Annotated in this window: 3 protein-coding genes; all 3 read left to right on the forward strand. The window is 76.1% G+C overall.

Annotation, left to right across the window (positions count from 1 at the left end):
- The first annotated feature begins 322 nt into the window (after nucleotides 1-322).
- Genes AC4BDD_RS30420 through AC4BDD_RS30430 form a run of 3 tightly spaced genes read left to right on the forward strand, consistent with a single transcriptional unit; the run spans nucleotide 323 to nucleotide 20,336 of the window.
- On the forward strand, nucleotides 323-15,538 hold the full coding sequence (locus AC4BDD_RS30420) for an SDR family NAD(P)-dependent oxidoreductase (RefSeq protein WP_490688699.1): 15,216 nt from the start codon (nucleotides 323-325) through the stop codon (nucleotides 15,536-15,538).
- A complete protein-coding gene (locus AC4BDD_RS30425) occupies nucleotides 15,535-19,122 on the forward strand; it encodes an amino acid adenylation domain-containing protein (RefSeq protein ID WP_490688700.1) in 3,588 nt (1,195 codons plus the stop codon). Before AC4BDD_RS30420 ends, AC4BDD_RS30425 begins: the two co-directional genes overlap by 4 nt.
- A complete protein-coding gene (locus AC4BDD_RS30430) occupies nucleotides 19,119-20,336 on the forward strand; it encodes an adenine nucleotide alpha hydrolase family protein (RefSeq protein WP_490688701.1) in 1,218 nt (405 codons plus the stop codon). The genes AC4BDD_RS30425 and AC4BDD_RS30430 overlap by 4 nt, the downstream gene beginning before the upstream one ends.
- Nucleotides 20,337-20,384: the final 48 nt, after the last annotated feature.

Consider the following 20,384-nt stretch of genomic DNA (forward strand, 5'->3'; position numbering starts at 1 on the left):
AACGTGAAGCGGAGCGTTTTGCCGGAAGCGGATAACCCCGCAATCTCCGGATCGGTGTAACCACCAGGGATTCCTCCCACACTCGGAACCTCCTCGGAATTCATCCGGCAGGTGTTCTTCGAGTATCCCTGGATTCAACCCGGAGTTTCCCTCTGTGACTCCGAGGTTTCCGGCCCGCCGTACGCCCGGCGGCAGAATTCCACAGCCAGTGCGGGGCCCGTGCGGGATTCACGCGCGACCGGCGGGCCGGTACCGGATTCCATCATCAGCGGTCCGCCTGCGGCCCAGGCTGTCAGGTGCAATGAAAGGGAGAGTCGGTCGAGTGAGCAGCCCCGAGGGTCCGATGGTGCGCGACACGGATGTGGCCATCATCGGCATGGCCGGGCGTTTCCCCGGCGCGGACGACCTTGAGTCCTTCTGGCGGCTGCTGAGCGAGGGCCGCGAGGGCATCACCAGGTTCACCCGCGAGGAACTGGCCGCCGCGGGCGTCCCCGCCGAGTTGCTCGACCACTCCGAGTTCGTACCGGCCCACGGCATCATCCCCGACGTCGACCTCTTCGACACCGGCTACTTCGAATACACCCCCACCGAGGCCGAGTTCACCGACCCGCAGCACCGGATCCTGCTGACCGCCGGACATGCCGCGCTGGAGAACGCCGGCTACGACCCCGCCCGGTTCGACGGCCTGATCAGCGTCTACGCCGGCGCCGCGATCAACACCTATCTCCAGCAGCAGGTCCTCCCGCACGTCGACCAGACCACCACCTCCAACCACTTCGCCGTGATGGTCGGCAACGACAAGGACTTCCTCGCCACCCGCCTGGCCTACAAGCTCGACCTCAAGGGCCCCGCCTACACCGTCCAGACGGCCTGCTCCACCTCCCTCGTCGCCATCCACCTGGCCTGCCAGGGCCTGATCAACGGCGAGTGCGACATGGCCCTGGCCGGCGGCGTCACCGTCAAACTGCCCCAGGAGAAGGGCTACCTCTACGAAGAGGGCGCGATCCTCTCCCCGGACGGGCACGTCCGCACCTTCGACGCCGACGCCGGCGGCACGGTCCTCGGCAACGGCGTCGGCGTCCTCGTGCTGAAGCCGCTGCGCGACGCCATCGCCGACCGCGACACCATCCACGCCGTCATCAAGGGCACCGCCACCAACAACGACGGCTCCGACAAGGTCAGTTACGCCGCCCCCAGCGCCGCCGGACAGACCGCCGTCATCCGCGAGGCACACGCCGTCTCCGGGATCCACCCGCGCTCCATCGGCTACGTCGAGGCGCACGGCACCGCCACCCGGCTCGGCGACCCCGTCGAAGTCTCCGCCCTCACCCGCGCCTTCCGCTCCGGCACCGCCGACACCGGCTTCTGCGCCATCGGCTCGGTCAAGTCCAACCTCGGCCACCTCGATGCCGCCGCCGGTGTCGCCGGCGTCATCAAGACCGCCCTGATGATGCGGCACCGCACCCTGGTGCCCACCCTGAACTTCCGCAGCCCCAACCCCGCCATCGACTTCGCGGCCGGCCCCTTCACCGTCAGCACCGAGACCCGCCCCTGGACCGGCGAGGGCCCGCTGCGCGCCGGCGTCAGCTCCTTCGGCATCGGCGGCACCAACGCCCACGCCGTCCTGGAGGAGGCCCCGGCCGCCGCCACCACCGGCGACTCCCGCCCCGGCCAGGTCCTGGTGCTGTCCGCCCGTACCGCCACCGCCCTGCGCACCGCCGCCGACCGGCTCGCGGACCACCTGGAGACGGAGACCGGCACCTCCCTCGCCGACACCGCCTGGACCCTCGCCGTCGGCCGGCGTGTCCACGAGTACCGGCTCGCCGTCCACGGCACCGACCGCGCCGCCCTCGCCGAGTCGCTGCGCGCCACGACCGTCCCCGACCGCCCGGCCGCCGGGGAGGTCTCCTTCGTCTTCGCCGAGCACGTGCCCGGCGCCGCGGAACTCGCCGCCGCCTGGGCCGCCGCCGAACCCGCCTTCGCCGCCCACCACGCCGAGGCCCTGGCCGCCGGCGCCGACGGCCAGGGCGAACGCGGGCAGGTATTCGCCCTGAGTTACGCGCTCGGCCGGCTCTGGCTCGACTGGGGGCTGAGCCCCGCCGCCGTCCACGGCGACGGCCTCGCCGCCCGGGTGGCCGCCTGCGTCACCGGCGCCCTGCCGCTTGCCGAGGGCGCCGCCCGCCTCGACGGCCCCGCCCCCGCCCTGCCCGCCGCCCGCGGCGGCTCCGCCATCCCCCTGCGCGGCGCCCAGGACGAAGCCCGCGGCCTGGTCCTCGGAGTCTCCGACGGTCCCTGGCAGGCCGTGGCCCGCGCCTGGCAGGCGGGTGCCGACGTCGACTGGACGGCGTGGTTCGCCGACGAGGAGCGCGGCCGGGTGCCGCTGCCCACCTACCCCTTCGAGGGCCGCCGCTGCTGGATGACCGGCCCCGCCGGTTCCGCCTCCGCCGCGACGCCCGAGGACGGGCAGCGCCCGGGGACCGGCACCGGTCCGCACCCGCTCCTCGACGAGAACGTCTCCACCCTGGACACCCTGGCCTGGCGCAGCCACCGGACCGGTGAGGAGTTCTACCTCGCCGACCACCGGGTGGCCGGTGCCCCGGTCATGCCCGCCGTCGGCTACCTGGAACTCGCCCGCGCCGCCGGCGAACTGGCCCTCGGCGGCCCGGTCCGGGCCGCCGACGTCTCCTTCGAACAGCTGCTCTCCTACGCGGACGGCCCGCGTGAGGCCCTGGTCTCCCTCTGGCAGGACGATCAGGAGACCGCCGGCGCCGACGGGGACGACGGGGGAAGCGCGCCCGGCGCCGCCGCGTTCGAGGTCGCCGACGAGGACCTGGTGTACGCCACCGGCCGCATCCTGCCCGGCGCCCCCGCCGCGGAGGCCCCGTTCGACCTCGACGCCGCCGCCGACCGCTGCCCCGAGGCCGTTGCGCACCAGGACTGCTACACCCTGCTGCGCGACCTCGGCCTGGACTACGGGCCCCGGATGCGGGCCCTGGCCGAGACCGCCCTCGGCGAGGGCGAGGCCCTCGCCATGCTGGAACTCCCCGAGGGCGCCGCCCTGGACGGCGCGGTGCTCAACCCGGCCCTGCTCGACGGTGCCCTGCACGCCCTGGTCGTGCTGCTCGCCCGTACCTACGGGGACGCCGCCCGCGGCTTCCTGCCGGTCGCCCTCGGCGAGCTGGCCGTGCACGCCCCGGTCACCGGCTCCTGCTGGGCGCACGTCACCACCGACCGGACCGGCGAGCGCTCCGCCACCGCGCAGGTCGCGCTGCTCGACTCCGACGGCCGGACCCTGGTCCGGCTCACCGACCTCACCGTCCGGGTGCTCGCGGAGCCGGCCGACGCCACCGGCCCGGCCGTGGAGTCCGCCCTGCTGGTCCGCCGCTGGAGCGAGGCCCCCGCCTCGCCCGCCCCCGCCGCCGATGACCCCGCCGCCCCGCGCGCCGTGGCCGTGCTCGCCGCGGACCCGGACCGGCGTACCGCGCTCACCGCCGTCGCGGCCGGCCTTGGCGCCGGGTCCGTCACCGCCGTCGCGCCCGGCGACGCCCTCCCGGCGGAGCTGCCGCAGCTCCTGCTGGCCGACGAACCCTCACCCGACCAGGCCCTGGAGCTGGTCCAGCAGCTCCTGGCCCGCCGCCCCGCCGCACCCGTCCGGGTGCTGCTGGTCCACCGGCACGACGCCGACGGCGCCCGCCCCGAGTTCGCCGCGCTGGGCGCCTTCGCCCGCACCGTGCGCACCGAGAACCCGCTGCTCGCCCTCCAGGCCGTGGGCCTGGCCGAGGACGCCGACGAGGCGGCCGCGCTGACCGCCGAACTCGCCGGCGACGGCCGCGACCTGGAGGTCACCCACACCGGCACCGGCCGCCGCGTCCCCGCCTACCTGCCCGCCGCGCAGGCCACCGCGGCCGCCGGTACGCCCGATGCCGCCGAGGAGTCCGCCACGGGCAGGCCGCCCGCCATCCGGGAGGACGGCCTCTATCTGGTCACCGGAGGCGCCGGCGGCCTGGGGCTGGCCGTCGCCGAATGGATCACCGGCCGCTCCGCCGGCGCCCGGGTGGTGCTGCTCGCCCGCTCCGAGCTGCCGGACGGCCGGCTCGGCGGACTCGACACCGAGCGGGTCTCCTACCGCCGCGCCGACGTCTCCGACGCCGCAGGGCTCACCGCCGCCCTCGCGGAGATCCGCGCCGAGCACGGGCCCCTCCACGGCGTCGTGCACGCCGCCGGCGTGCTGCGCGACTCCTTCGCCCTCACCAAGACCGGCGAGGAACTGGCCGCCGTCCTCGCCCCCAAGACGGCCGGCCTGCGCGCCCTCGCCGAGGCCACCGCCGCGGACCCGCTGGACTTCTTCGTCTCCTTCTCCTCCATCGCCGCGCACATCGGCAGCGCCGGACAGGCCGACTACGCGTACGCCAACGCCTACCTGGAGGCGTACGCCGAACGGCACGGCCGGATGACCGCCATCGCCTGGCCGATGTGGGCCGACGGCGGCATGCGCCAGACCGCCGAGGCGGCCGCCGCGATCGCCACCCGGACCGGCTTCGGCGTCCTGCCCACCGCGATCGGCCTGGACCTGCTGGAGCAGGCCCTCGGCACCCCGGGCGCGGTCGTCGCCGCGCACGGCGACACCGCCCTGATCACCGCCGTGCTGGGCGCCCCCGCCGAAGCCACCGTCCCCGCCGCGGCGACCACCGCCCCGGCCGACGAGGCCGGCCTGCACACGGCCGCCGTCGCCATGCTGCGCGAGCTGATCGCCGCCGAGACCGGCCTGGAGCCCGCCGGACTCGCCGAGGACGCCCCGTTCGACCGGTACGGCATCGACTCGCTGATGATCACCAGGCTCAACCGCGAGCTGGACCGCCGGATCCCCGGCCTGTCCAAGACCCTGTTCTTCGAGTACGCAACCCTCGGCGAACTCGCCGGCTACTTCGCCGCCCACCACCCGGCCGAACTCACCGCCGGCACGGAGGGCGCCACCCCGGCCGGAGACGGCGCGGCCCCGGCCGCGGCCCGGCCCGCCGCACCCGCCGGCCCCCGCACCGCCCGCCGCCCCCGCCGCACCGCCCGCCGGTCCGAGGCCGCCGCCGGACCGCACACCGCCGAGCACCGCACCACCGTGGACGATCAGGCCATCGCCGTCATCGGCCTGGCCGGCCGCTACCCCCTCGCCGACGACCTCGACGAGTTCTGGACCAACCTCCTCGACGGCCGCGACTGCATCACCGAGATCCCCGAAGACCGCTGGGACCGCGACCGCTGGTACCACCCCGACCCGGCCAACCCCGGCACCGCGCACACCCGCTGGGGCGGCTTCCTGCGCGACGTGGACCGCTTCGACCCGCTGTTCTTCGGCATCTCCCCGCGCCAGGCCGAAGTGATGGACCCGCAGGAGCGGCTGTTCCTGCAGAACGCCTGGCACGTCCTGGAGGACGCCGGCTACCGCCGCGCCGACCTGACCGGATCGCCCGTCGGCGTCTACGTCGGCGTGATGTACGGCGAATACCAGTTCCACGGCGCCGCGGACATGCTGCGCGGCGGCGGCCCGCTCACCGGGTCCTCCTTCGCCACCATCGCCAACCGGGTCAGCCACGTCCTCGGCCTGACCGGCCCCAGCCTGGCGCTGGACACCATGTGCTCCTCCTCGCTCACCGCCATCCACCTGGCCTGCGAGAGCCTGCGCCGCGGCGAGAGCGAACTGGCGATCGCGGGCGGCGTCAACGTCTCGGTGCACCCGTACAAGTACGCCTTCCTCAGCCAGGGCCGGTTCCTCTCCTCCGACGGCCGCTGCCGCGCCTTCGGCGCCGGCGGCGACGGCTACGTGCCCGGCGAGGGTGTCGGAGCCGTCCTGCTCAAGCCCTACCGGCAGGCCCTGGCCGACGGCGACCGCATCCACGGCGTCATCCTCGGCAGCGCCGTCAACCACGGCGGCCGCACCAACGGCTACACCGTGCCCAGCCCGCACGCCCAGGCGCGGGCCATCACCGACGCCCTCGCGCAGGCCGGCGCCGGACCGGCGGACATCGGCTACATCGAGGCGCACGGCACCGGCACCTCCCTCGGCGACCCGATCGAGCTGACCGGCCTCACCGCCGCCTACCGCTCCGCCGGCGCCGCCCCCGGCCACTGGCCGATCGGCTCGGTCAAGACCAACGTCGGACACCTGGAGTCCGCCGCCGGCATGGCCGGACTGACCAAGGTGCTGCTCCAGTTCAACCACGGCACCCTGGCGCCCTCGCTGCACGCCGAGGAACCCAACCCCAACATCGACTTCGAGCGCTCGCCGTTCCGGGTGCAGCGCACCGCCGAGCCCTGGCCGGCCGGCGACAACCCACGGCTGGCCGGCCTCAGTTCCTTCGGCGCCGGCGGCACCAACGCGCACCTGGTGCTGCGCGAGGCGCCCGAGCCGGCCCCGGCCGCCGAGGTGCCCGCCGCCGCGCAGCGCACCGGGGAGCCGGTGCTGTTCCTGCTCTCCGCCCGCGACGAGGAGCGGCTGCGCGCCTACGCCGGCCGTGCCGCCCGCTTCCTGGAGACCGAGCGGGTCCCGCTCGCCGACCTCTGCTACACCACCCGCACCGGCCGGGAAGCCATGGAGGTGCGGCTCGCCGTCCTCACCACCGAGGGCGCGGAGATCGCCACCGCGCTGCGCCGGTACGCCGAGGGCGGCCCACTGCCCGAACTGCCCGCGCAGGGCGGCGAGCTCGCCGACACCGCCCGCCGCTGGACGGCCGGCGCCGAGGTGGACTGGGCCGCCGAGCAGGCCGCCCGGCCCGGGCCCGCCCCGCGCCGGGTCCGCGCCCCGCTCTACCCGTTCGCCGCCGAGCGGTACTGGATCCCGCTGCACGCCGACACCCGGCCCGACCTGTCCGCCGGCACGGTCGCCGCCCCCCTGCACCCGCTGGTCGACGCCAACGAGTCCACCGTCGCCGAGACCCGCTTCCGTCGCACCCTGCGCGCGGACGACACCCTCCTCCGCGACCACGTGATCGAGGGCCGGCCGCTGCTCGCGGGCACCGCCGTGCTGGAGTTCGTCCGGGCCGCCGCCGCGCTCGCCGAACCGGGCGTCCGGCACGCGCTGCGCGAGGTGGTCTGGGGCCGCGCCGTGGAACTCCCCGACGGCGCCGCGGAACTGGCGCTGTACGTGTCCTTCCGGGCCGATGGCGGCCGGCTGGCCTTCGAGGTCTTCAGCGGCACCGGCGAGGCCGGCCGCACCACCCATGCCCGCGGCGTCGCCGCCCCGGCGCGCGCGGACGGGCCGCCCGCCGCCGACCTCGCCGCTCTGCGCGCCCGGCTCGCCCCGGTCCGCGACCGGGCAGCGGTCTACGCCGACTACACCGCCGCCGGCTTCGCCTACGGCCCCTCCTTCCAGGTCGTCGACGAGGTCCGCACCGGCCCCGGCGAGGCCCTGCTGCGGCTGACCGCCCCGGCCGGGACCCCGGCGACCGAGCTGCCCCCGTCGCTGCTCGACGGCGCCCTGCGGGCCTGCCACTGGGCGGGCCGCACCGAGCCACCGCGCCCGGGCGGCCTCGACGTTCCCTTCAGCCTGGGATCCCTGGAGGCGTACGCCCCGCTGCCCGCCACCTGCTGGGCGCACGCCCGGCTGACCGCCGAGGCCGCCGGCGTCCGCCGCTTCGAGGTCACCGTCCACGACGAGCGGGGCCAGGTCCTGGCCCGCGTCGAGGACTTCGCGGGCCGCGCCCCCGGGGCCCCCGCCCCGCAGGCTGGGCCAGCCACCGCCACCCCGGCTGTCGGCACCCCGGAGGCTCCTGCCAACGGTGCCACCGATGAGGCCGGGGACGGCTCGGCGCGCTTCTACGCGCCGTACTGGCGCCCCGCCGCCGCGCCCGCCGCCGCGGACCCCACCGGACGGCCCGGCACCCTCGTCCTGCTCGGCGGAGCCGACCCCGAGCTGGAGGCCGCCCTGGCCGCCACCGGCGCCTGGCAGCGCGTGCTGTCCCTGCCCGCCGGGGCGGAGACCGCGACTCCGACCGGCCTGGCCGACGGACACGGCCTGGACATCGCCCTGGTGCACGGCCTCGCCCGGCCCGCCGCGGTCCGCCCCGACGGCTCCGGCACCGCACCCGACCAGCTCGCCGCCCTCTGCTCCGAGGTGCTCGACCTGCTCGACGCCACCGCCGCCTCCACCCTGACCGGCCGGATCCGCGTCCTCCTCGCCCACCCGCAGGACGGCGCCTCCGACCGGCCCGAACTCGCCGCCCTGGCCGGCTTCGGCCTGTCCACCGGCCCGCTCACCGCTCGCTTCGAACTCCTCACCCTCGGCCTGCCCGAGGCCCTCGCCCCGGCCGAGCGGGCCGCCGCCATCGCCGCCGAGCTGACCGCCGCCCCGCGCGCCGCCGGGCTGGAGGTACGCCGTACCGCCGACGGCGGCCGCGAGGTGCGCGCCCTGCGCCCCGCCGACCCGGCCGCCGCCGGTCCGGTCACCAGCGCCACCGCGGCGGGCGCCCCGTTGCGCGAACAGGGCGTCTACCTCCTCACCGGCGGCAACGGGGCGATCGGCCGGCTGCTCGCCGAGCACCTCGCCCGCACCTGCCGGGCCCGGCTCGTCCTGCTCGGCCGCTCGGCGCCCGACGCCGGGACCGCCGCCTGGCACCGGTCGCTGACCGGCCTCGGCGCCGAGGTCCTCGCGCTGCGCGCCGACGTGACGGACCCGGAGGCCCTCGGCACCGCCGTGGCCGCCGCCCGGGAGCGGTTCGGCGCCCTGCACGGGGTGTTCCACCTGGCCGGCACCGCCGACGACGGCCGCGCCACCGATGGCGACCGCGACCGGTTCGCCCGGGTGCTCGCGGCCAAGACCCGCGGCCTGGTCCACCTCGACGAGCTGACCCGGGACGACGCCCTCGACCTGTTCGTGGTGTTCTCCTCCGTCTCCTCGCTGCTCGGCGACTTCGGCGCGGCCGGCTACGCCACGGCGAACCGCTTCGCCGACCTGTACACCGTGCTCCGCGACTCCTGGGCCGCCCAGGGGCACCGGCACGGCCGCAGCCTCTCGCTGGCCTGGCCGCTGTGGGCGGCCGGGGGAGTGGACGGCCTGGTGCGCGAGGGCGAACTCGCCGCGTACACCCGGCGCAGCGGGATGGCACCGCTCGACGGCGAGCAGGGCCTGGCGGCGTTCGCCGGCTCCTTCGCGGTCCCGGCGCCCTGGCTGGTCCCCGCCTGGGGCGAGGCCGCGGCCCTGGACGCGGCCCTGGCCCCCGCGGCCCCCGCAGCCGCGGACACCGTGACCGGCACCCCGGCGCACAGCCCGGCGCTTGCGGCGAACACCCCCGCCGTCCCGGTGCAGGGGCCGGCCGCGCCCGCGGTGCGGCCGCGACTGGTGGCCCATCTGTCCGAGGTGCTCTCCGGGGTCCTGAAACTGCCCGCGGACCGGCTCGACAGCCGGGTCGCGCTGGACGACTACGGCCTGGACTCGGTCCTGGTGATGGAGTCCAACACCCTGCTCGGCAAGGACTTCCCCGGCCTGCGCGGCACCGTGTTCTTCGAATACCGCACGGTCGAGGAGCTCGCCGACCACATCCTGGCCGAGCACCCGCAGGCCGTCGCCGAGAAGTTCCCCGCCCCGGCCACCGCCCCGGTTTCTACCGCCCCAGCCGCCGGTGTCCCGGCACCCGCACCGGCCACCGCCGCCCCCGACCGGGCGACCGCCGCGCCCGCGGCGCCCGCCGCCGTACCCGCCCCGGCCGGCCCCGACGCCGACGAGCCCATCGCCGTCATCGGCATCAGCGGCCGCTACCCCAAGGCCCCGGACCTGGAAGCCTTCTGGCGCAACCTCAGCGACGGCCGGGACTGCGTCACCGAGGTCCCCGCCGACCGCTGGGACGCCGACGCCCTGTTCGACCCGGACCCGTCCGCGCCCGGCCGCAGCTACAGCCGGTGGGGCGGCTTCCTGGACGACGTGGCCGGCTTCGACTCGCTGTTCTTCCAGATCTCCCCGGCGCAGGCCCGCACCATGGACCCGCAGGAGCGGCTGTTCCTGGAGACCGCCTGGTCGGCGCTGGAGAACGCCGGCTACCCGCCGTCCCGGATCCCCGCGCCCCGGTTCGGCGGCCAGGGCCATGACGTCGGCGTGTTCGTCGGCGTGATGTGGGACGACTACGCCGTCCTCGCGGCCACCGAGTCAGCCCGCGGCAACCACCAGACGGTGCTCGCCAACCGCTCCTCCATCGCCAACCAGGTCTCCTACTTCGGGGACTTCCGCGGCCCCAGCGTCGTCATCGACACCGCCTGCTCGGCCTCCCTGGTCGCCGTGCACCAGGCCGTCGAGTCCATCCGCCGCGGCGAGTGCGGCTACGCGCTCGCCGGCGGCGTGAACGTCGCCGTCCACCCGGACAAGTACGTCCACCTCAGCGCTAAGACCATGCTCTCCACCGACGGCCGCTGCCGGGCCTTCGGCGCCGACGGCAGCGGCTACGTGCCCGGCGAGGGCGTCGGCGCGGTGCTGCTCAAGCGGATCTCCGAAGCGGTCCGCGACGGCGACACCGTGCACGCCGTGATCCGCTCCACCGCCGTCAACCACGGCGGCCGCACCAGCGGCTACACCGTGCCCAACCCGCACGCCCAGCAGGCCCTGGTCGAGCAGGCACTGGCCGCCGCCGGCATCAGCGCCCGCAGCATCGGCGTCCTGGAGGCGCACGGCACCGGCACCACCCTCGGCGACCCCATCGAACACACCGCGCTGGCCCAGGCCTACCGCGCGCACACCGCCGACACCGGCTTCTGCGCGCTGGGTTCGGTGAAGTCCGCGATCGGCCACCTGGAAGGCGCGGCGGGCATCGCCGGGCTCACCAAGGCCGTGCTCCAGCTGCGCCACGGCACCCTGCTGCCCACCCTGCACACCGAACGGCTCAACCCGGTCATCGACTTCGAAAGCTCGCCGTTCACCGTGCAGCGGGAGACCGCGCCCTGGCCGAGGCCGGTGGCCGCCGACGGCAGCCCGCTGCCACGCCGTGCCGCCGTCAGCTCCTTCGGCGCGGGCGGCACCAACGCCCATGTGATCCTGGAGGAGTACCTGGAGCCCGAGCCCGCCGGTCAGGACGCCCCGGCCGGGGCCGCCCCGTCGCCCGAGCTGATCGTGGTCTCCGCCCGCGACGAGCGCCGCCTGACCGCGTACGCCGCCGAACTCGGCCGGTACCTGACCGGCCTCGCCGAGCAGGCCGGAAGGACCGGGCGGGAAGCCGGCGGTACCGCCCCGGTCCGGCTCGCCGACATCGCCCACACCCTGCGCGTCGGCCGCGAACCGATGGCCGAGCGGCTGGCGTTCGTCGCCGCCGACCTCGCCGAGGCGGCGGCCCGGCTGACCGCCGCCGGCCGCGGCGAGCAGGGCCAGTGGCTGCACCGCGGCCAGGTCCGGCAGCACCCGATGCTGGCCGGCCTGCTCGACGGCCAGGCCGGCGGCTCGGAGTTCCTGGCCGCCCAGGTCCTGGCCGGCCAGGACGACATGCTGGGCCGGCTCTGGGTCTCCGGCATCACCGTGGACTGGGACCTGGTGCACCGGCTGCGGCCCGCCGCCCGGCGCCGGGTGCCGCTGCCCACCTACCCCTTCGAGCGGGTACCGCACTGGATCGCCCTCGGCACTCCCGCCGCCGGCACCACCGCCGGCACCCCGGCCGCCGCGCCCGCCGAGGCGGAGCACGGCCGGGTGTGGCGCCGCACCCTCACGGCCGCCGCGCCGGTGCTCCGCGACCACACCGTGGACGGCCGCCCGGTGCTGCCCGGCGTCGGCCACCTCGACCTGGTCGCCGAGGCCGCCGGCGGCACTCCGGCCGGCCGGGCCTTCGCCGACGTCCGCTGGGTCGCACCGCTCGCCGTGACCGGCGCCGAGGAGCCGGCCGCCGTCCGCTTCGGCGCCACCGGGGCCGACGGGTACGAGGTGCTCGGCGGCGACGACACCCTCCGCTCCGCCGGCCGGATCACCGAGGCCGCGCCCGCCCCCGCCCCGCTCGACCCCGCCGCCCTGCGCGCCCGGCTGACCGCCGGCCCCGACCGGGATGCCTTCTACGCCCTGCTCCAGGGCCAGGGCCTGCCGTACGGGCCGTTCTACCGCCGCGTCGAGCAGGTCTGGACGGGCGAGGACGAGGTACTCGGCCGACTCGGCGCAAGCCCCGAGAGCCCCGAGACCGCCGGCATCGCGGGCCCTGGGGCGGACCCCGGCCACCCGCTGCACCCCGGCGTCCTGGACGCCGCCCTGCACACCTACGCCGCCCTGCTGGCCCGCCGCCGCGGCGACCGGGCCCGGCCGGTGCTGCCCTTCGCCGCCGACCGCGTCGACGTCTTCGGCCCGGTGCCGGAGACCGGCTGGTCCTACGTCCGGGAGACCGGCACCGACCTCTGCGAGGTGCTGCTGCTCGACGACACCGGCGAGGTCCGGGTCCGGTTCACCGGGCTGGCCTACCGCGAGGCCAAGGCCCCGTCGATGACCGCCTTCCGGCCGGCCTGGACGCCCCGGGCCGCCGAGGACGCCGCCGGCCCGGCCCGCCGGGTCCTGATCGTGGGCGCCGGCCCGGACAGCGAGCCGGCCGCGGGCCTGGCCCGGATCCACCGGGACGCCCGCCCGGCCTTCCTGGAGAGCGGCCCCGGCGGCCTCGCCGACGCCGACCTCGACCGGGTCCTGACCGGCCCGGACGCCCCCGACCTGGTCTACTTCCTCGGCACCGGTACCGGCGCGGCCATGGAGGACCCGGCCGAAGCCCTGAGCGCCGCCACCGACCGGGGGCCGGTCTCCCTCTACCGGCTGGTCCGCGCCCTGGACCGGAACGGCCTGCTGGAGCGGGAGCTGCGGCTGAAGGTGGTCACCGCCGGCGTCCACCCGCTGGAGCCCGGCGACCACTCCGACCCCTGGTCCGCGGGGATCGCCGGCCTGGCCACCGTGGTCGCCAAGGAGTACCCGACGCTGAAGGTCGCCCTGGTCGACGTGCGCGCCGACGAGGCCGCCGCCGCGGTACCGCAGATCGCCGCCGAGCCGTTCCCGGCCCGCACCACCGCCGTCTCCCTGCGGGGCGGCGTACGCCGGGTCCGCGTCCTGGAACGCGTCGAACTGCCCGGCACCGCCACCCGGTTCCGGCCCGGCGGGGTCTACCTCGTCATCGGCGGGCTCGGCGCGGTCGGCCGGGACACCTGCCGCCACCTGGCCACCGCCTACGGCGCCAAGCTGGTCATCGTCGGCCGGTCTCCGCTGGACGCGGCCCGCCGCGCGGTCGTCGACGGGCTGGAGGCCGACGGCGCCCAGGTGCGCTACCTGGCCCTGGACGCCACCGACCCGGCCGCCCTGGCCGAGGCGGTGGCCGTCGCCAAGCGCGAGTTCGGCGCCCTGCACGGCGTGATCAACGCCGCGATGGTGCTGGTCAACCAGGTCGTCCGGGAGCTTGACGAGACCGAGCTGCGGGCCGCCCTGAGCTCCAAGACCGCCACCACCGCGGGCCTGCTGCACGCCGTCGCCCAAGAACCCCTGGACTTCGTGCTGTTCTACTCCTCCGGGGTGGCCTTCGAGGGCAACCACGGGCAGGCCGGGTACGCGGCCGGATGCACCTTCGCCGACGCCTACGCCCTGCACGCCGCTCGTACCCTGCCCTTCCCGGTCCGGGTGCTCAACCTGGGCTACTGGCACGCCGGCGGCGACGCGGAGCGCGAGCGGGTGCTGGCCCGCTTCGAGGCGGCCGGGATCCGGCCGTTCACCGCGGAGCGGGGCATGGCCCTCGTCGAACGGGCCCTCGGCTCCCCGCTGCCCCAGCTGCTCGCCGTGGACGCCGACCGGCACATCCTCGACAACCTGGGCGTCGTCCCGGACCGCACCCTCGCCCTGGCCCCCGGCGACCCGGCCGGACCCGCCGCCCTGCCCGAGCTCCGCTTCGCCGCCGGGCCGGACGGGGACGCCGAACTCCTCGCCCATCAGCAGGCGGTGGCCGAGGCGGAGGAGCTGGCACACCGCCTGCTCGCCGCCGCTCTGGACCGGGCCGGACTGTTCAAGCTCCTCGACACCGGCGCCGGCCGGCCCGGGCAGCCCTACCGGTCCGGCGAACTCGCCGACCTGCTCGGGGTGGTACCCGAGCACGGCGACCTGTTCCGGGTCCAGCTCGGCATCCTCGCCGACGCCGGCTACCTGGACCGCGCCCCGGCCCCGGACGGCGGCGGGGAGGCCGGACTGCGGCCCGGCGGCCGCCGCCCGGAGCAGGAGGCGGTACCCGCCCGCGAACTGGACGAGTTGATCGCCCGCCGGCCCGGCATCGCCCCGGTCGCCTCGCTGCTGCGGGACTGCCTGGCCGCCCTGCCCGAGGTGCTCACCGGCCGGCTCGGCGCCATGGAGGTGCTCTTCCCCGACGGCTCCGCCGAGCGCGTCGCCGCCGTCTACCGCGGCGACCCGGTCACCGACCGCTGCAACGCCGAGGTGGCCCGCCTCGTCACCGATCAGGTCGAGGCCCGGCTGGCCGCCGCCCCCGGCACCCCGGTCCGCGTCCTGGAGGTCGGCTCCGGCACCGGCGGTACCAGCGCCGGCGTGCTCGCCGCCCTCGCCCCCTACGGGGACCGGGTGGAGTACGTGTTCACCGACGTCTCCCCGACCTTCGTCCGCAAGGGCCGCGGCCGGTTCGGCGCCGCGTACCCCTTCGCCCGGTTCGAGGCCCTGGACATCGAGGCGGTCGACACGGCCGGCCCCGGCATCGTGCCCGGCGGCTACGACGTGGTGTTCGGCACCAACGTCTTCCACGCCACCCGCGACCTGGCCCACACCCTGGGCGAGACCAAGCGGCTGCTGCGCACCGGAGGCGTCCTGCTGCTGACCGAGGGCACCCGCCCGCAACACCAGCTGGCGCTCATCTTCGGCCTGACCGCGGGCTGGTGGCTGTTCACCGACCCGGCGCAGCGCATGCCCGGCTCCCCGCTGGCCGCCGAGTCGCAGTGGCGGGACGTCCTCGGCGCGTGCGGGTTCCACGCCATCACCACCGGATCGCCCGCGACCGCCGCCGGACCGGCCTTCCAGAGCGTGATCGCCGCCGTCAGCGACGGCCTGGTGCCGACCCGCCGCCCGGCGACCCCGGCCGGCACCCCGGCCCAGGTCCAGGCCCCGACCGGCACCCCGGCCCGGTCCCAGGCCGCCCAGACCCCGGCCCCGGCCGCGGCGGACGACCTGGAGCAGGTGACGGCCGTGTTCGCCCGGGTGCTGGAGATGACCCCCGAACAACTGGACCCCGACCTCACCTTCGAGAACTACGGAGTGGACTCCCTCGTGGTGCTGGACCTGACCCGCAAACTCGAGGCCGTGTACGGGCCGCAGCCGGCGACTCTGCTCTTCGAGCGGATCACCATCCGGCAGCTCGCCGAGCACTTCACCCGCACCGCGTCTCCGGCCGCCGCCCCCGCGGCCGCGGCCCCGGAGCCGCCCGCACCCGCGGCACCGGCACCGGTGACACCGGCCCCCGCCGGGCCCGCGGGCGCCGCGGAGGAGCTGGTGGCCGGCCTGTCCGACGCGGCCGTCGAGGAGCTCCTCGGCGAACTCCTCGGCCGCACCGGTGAGTCCGAGGGAGGCACCCGATGAACGACCGGCACACCTTCAGCTGCGTGGTGATCGGCGAGGAGGCCCTCCTCGCCGAGTGCACCAAGGTGCTGCTCGCCCGCGGGCACACCGTGGCGGCCCTGGTCTCCCCGGACGCCGGGCTGCGCGCCTGGGCCGAGGGCGAGGGGATGACCGTCCTGCCCTTCGGGCCGGACCTCGCCGAGCACCTCGCCCGGCTGCGGTTCGACTACCTGTTCAGCATCGCCAACCTGCGGATGCTGCCGGAGGAGATCCTCGCCCTGCCCGCCCGGCTCCCGGTGAACTTCCACGACGGCCCGCTGCCCCGGCACGCCGGCCTCTTCGCGACCAGCTGGGCCGTCCTGGAGGGCGACACCGAGCACGGCGTCACCTGGCACGTGATGAACCGCGAAGCCGACACCGGCGACCTGCTCAAGCAGCGGCCGGTCCCGGTCGGCCCGGCGGAGACCGCGCACAGCCTGGACCTCGCCTGCTTCGACGCCGGGATCGAATCCTTCACCGAACTCGTCGACGAACTCGCCGCGGGCACCGAGGTCCGCACCCCGCAGGACCTGGCCCTGCGCACCTACCACGGCAAGTACGACGGTCCACCGCGAGCCGGCGTGCTCGACTGGCGGCGCCCCGCCGCCGAGCTCGACGCGCTGGTCCGGGCCACCGACTTCGGCCGCCGCCGCAACGACTTCGGCACCGCCCTGCTGGCCCTGGACGGCGGGGAGTTCGCGGCCGTCCGAGGCCTGGCACGCACCGGTCGCCCCTCCCAGGCCGCCCCCGGCACGGTGGTCGCAGCCGGCCCCGACGGCCTCACCGTGGCCACCGCCGACGAGGACGTCACCCTCACCGCGCTCACCGCGCTGACCGGCGAGCCCCTCGTCCCGGCCGCTGTCACCACCGCCCCTGCCGCGGACGGTGAAGGGCGGGACCGGCTGCCGCTGCTGACCGAGGAGGAGACCGAAGCCCTGGCGGCCGCCTCCCGCGCCGCGCACCGCCAGGAAGGCCGCTGGCTGCGCTCGCTCACCGCGCTGGAACCGCTGCTGCCGCCGCGGTTCGGCGACCTGAGCCACCCACCCCATCCCACCGGGCCGGTCGCCCTGCCCGAGGCCCTGCGCGCCGCCGCCACCGGCACGGCCCCGGAGCGGCTCGCCCTCGCCGGAGTGCTGGGCTTCCTCGCCCGCCTGGCCCGCGACGGCGAACGGGACGTGGCCCTGCCCGTCCCCGCACCGGCCGCCGCGGCCCGCGGACTGCTCGCCGCGGAGGTCCCGCTGCGCGCGCCCGAGGGATTCCTCGACCGCACCCCGGCCGAACTCGCCGATCTGCTCGGTGACGCCACGGCCACCCTCACCTCCCGCGTTCCCTACCGGCGGGACCTGACGCTGCGCCACCCGGCCCTGGCCGGTGCCGTGCCCGCCGCCCTGCCGATCGCCGTCCTGCTGCCCGGCACCGACGGGCCCGCGCCCGGCGAAGCCCCCGAGGGCCGGGCGCTGACGGTGACCGTCGACGCCGGTGGCGCGGTCTCCTTCCACGCCTCCGGCCCCGGGCTCACCGGCCGGCACGAGGCCTGGCTCGCGGAGCACTACGCCCGGCTGCTGGACTCCGCGGCCGACCGGCCGGACCTCCCGTTCGCCGCCCTGGACCTGCTCACCCCCCAGGAGCGGGAGCTGCTGGACGCCCGCTGGAACGACACCGCCGAGGACTACCCGTACGAGCGGACCGTCACCCAGCTGATCTCCGACCTGGCCTGTGCCGCCCCCGACGCACCCGCCGTCCGCGACCGCGGCCGCGAGATCGGCTACGGCGAACTGGACCAGGCCGTCGACCTGCTGGCCCGCCGGCTGACCCGGCTCGGCGCCGGACCCGGCTCCCTGGTCGGCGTCTATCTGGAACGCGGCGCCGACCTGGTCACCGGCCTGCTCGCGGTGCTGCGCACCGGGGCCGCGTACGTGCCGATCGACCCGGTCTACCCGCCGGCCCGGATCGCCCACATGCTCACCGACTCCGGCGCCGCCCTGGTCCTGACCGACGAGACGCTCGCCGCCACGCTGCCCGAGGTCCCGGCGACCCCCGTCCTGATCGGCGGCCCGGACCCCGGCGACGGGCCCGACCCCGGTGCGGAGCCGGCGGAGCTCCCCGGCACCGTGCCCGGCGCCCCGCTGGACCGCTCCGACCCCGACGCCCCCGCCTACGTCATCTACACCTCCGGCTCCACCGGCCTGCCCAAGGGCGTCCAGGTCGGCCACCGGGCCCTGGTCAACTTCCTGTGGACGATGGCCCGCCGCCCCGGCTTCGGCTCCCGCGACTCGCTGCTGGCGCTGACCACCGTCTGCTTCGACATCGCCGGACTGGAGCTGTACCTGCCGCTGGTGCGCGGCGGCACGGTCGAGGTGCTGCCCGCCGAGACCGCCGCCGACGGCTTCGCGCTGCGCGAGCGGATCGAGGCGGCCGGCCCCACCGTCCTCCAGGCCACCCCCACCACCTGGCAGATGCTGCTGGCCGCCGGCTGGCCCGGCGACCCGGCCCTGCGCGCCCTGTGCGGCGGCGAACCGCTGCCCGGCGAACTGGCCGCCGCGCTGTCCGGGCGGGTGGGCGCCCTCTACAACATGTACGGCCCGACCGAGACCACCATCTGGTCCACCGTCGACCGGGTGCTGCCCGGCGAGCCCGTCACCATCGGCCGCCCCATCGGCAACACCTACTGCCACGTGCTGGACGAGCGCGGCCGCCCGGTCCCGCCCGGCGTCCCCGGCGAGCTCTACCTGTCCGGGGACGGCGTCGCCGACGGCTACCTCGGCCGCCCCGAACTGACCGCCGAACGGTTCGTGCCGGCCCCCGCCGGGCACGGCCGCGCCTACCGCACCGGCGACCTGGTCCGCCACCTGCCCGACGGGCGGCTGGAATACCTCGAACGCATCGACGGCCAGATCAAGCTCAACGGCTACCGGATCGAGCTGGGCGAGGTCGAGTCCGCGCTGCGCGCGGTCGCCGGGGTCACCGCCGCGGTCGCCGTCGTCCGCGAGGACCGGCCCGGCGAGCGGAGGCTGACCGGGTACGTCACCGGCACCGGCCTGCCCGGCCAGGAGGAGATCCGCGCCGCGCTGCGCGCCCACGGCCTGCCCGGCTACATGGTGCCCGCCACCGTCGCGCACCTGGACCGGCTGCCGCTCACTCCGAACGGGAAGATCGACCGCAAGGCGCTGCCGGCGCCCGGTGGGCCCGCCCGGATCGCGGGCGGCGGCGCCGCCCGCACCGACACCGAACGCTCCGTCGCCGGGATCTGGTGCGAGGTGCTGGGCCTGGACCGGGTCGGCGCCGAGGACAACTTCTTCGATCTCGGCGGGGACTCACTGGGGCTCACCACCGTGACCGCCCTGCTCCGCGAGCGCCTCGGCCGGCCGGTCAGCCGTCTCGACATGTTCGGGCACCCCACCGTCCGGGCCATGGCCGCACACCTGGCCGCCACGCAGGACCCGCCCGTGGGCCCCGGCCGGCCGGCCGCCGGGACACCCGCGGACGCCGCGGCCCCGCCGCGGCGGCGCGGCCGCGACACCACCGCCCTCGCCCAGCGCCGCGGCCGCCGCCGGGGCCGCTCATGACCGCCCGCCCCGGCCACCGCACCGCCGACACCGTCTCCGTACCACCCGCCACCGCCAAGTCAGACACCCCAGGGGGAACCATGTCCATGTGCACGGTCTGCTCGCTCAAGGCCGACCATCCGGGGGTCGTCCTCGACGACCAGGGGGTGTGCAACCTGTGCACCATGGACTTCGCCGAGGACCTGCTGGCGAACTACCGCTACACCAGTGAGGTGTTCGCCGAGTTCCAGCAGGCACCGTCGGCGTCCGGCGAGTACGACTGCCTGTTCATGTACAGCGGCGGCAAGGACAGCACCTACATGCTGGACAAGTTCGTCAACGAGTACGGCAAGCGGGTCCTGGCCTTCACCTTCGACGTGCCCTTCGAGAGCGTGCACGCCGCGCAGAACATCGCGCTGGCCAAGGAGAAGATCCCGGCCACCTTCGTGCTGGACGCCGACGACGACAACATCAAGCTGATGATGCGTGAGGTGTTCACCCGCAAGGCCCCCAAGAAGCCCGGCAAGTACCTCGACGAGAAGCTGCCCTGCGTCTCCTGCCGCACCTTCTTCGTGCTCCGCGCCATCCTCATGGCCTACCGCCGGAAGATCCCGTACATCGCGCTCTGCGCCGACCCGCAGCAGATCCTCACCATGGAGTCCAACGTCCGCGAGGTCGTCCGCGGCTTCTACAAGACCTTCGGCGAACGGCTCGCCGACACCCTGTTCGGCGGGGAACTCGAGGCCCTCCTCTTCGACGAGGACGAGAACCTCCCGAAGATCGTGTTCCCGTTCATCGCCACCCGCCACGAGTACGACCCGGACCGCATCGTCGAGGAGCTGCGCGCCAAGGGCCTCTACCAGTCCTCGCCGCTGGAGACGCACTGCACGCTCTTCCCGCTGCTGAACTACTACTCCTTCAAGAACTACGACTGCATGTTCTACAAGCTGAACGCGGCCAGTCACGTGCGCTCGGTCAAGCGCAACGCCGACTACGACCGCAACACCTTCAGCATCAAGTTCCCCCGCTCCCTCGACCTGCCCGCGGTGGAGGAGCGGCTGGGCAAGGTGGTCCTCGCGATCGCCGCGGGCGAGGGCAGCCGGCAGGACCACGAGGCGGAGCTGGTCGAGCTGTTCCAGCGGATGGACGCGACCGAGGACGCCGCCCGGTTCGTCGCGGCCAGCTTCCTCGAGATGCGCGAGGTCGCCGCCGACCTCGGCATCCCACTGAACTGACGTCCGCCGTCCCCCGTCCGTCCCGGCCCGCCCCGACCCCGTCACCAG

The organism is Streptomyces sp. JLBT605, assembly GCF_058215555.1.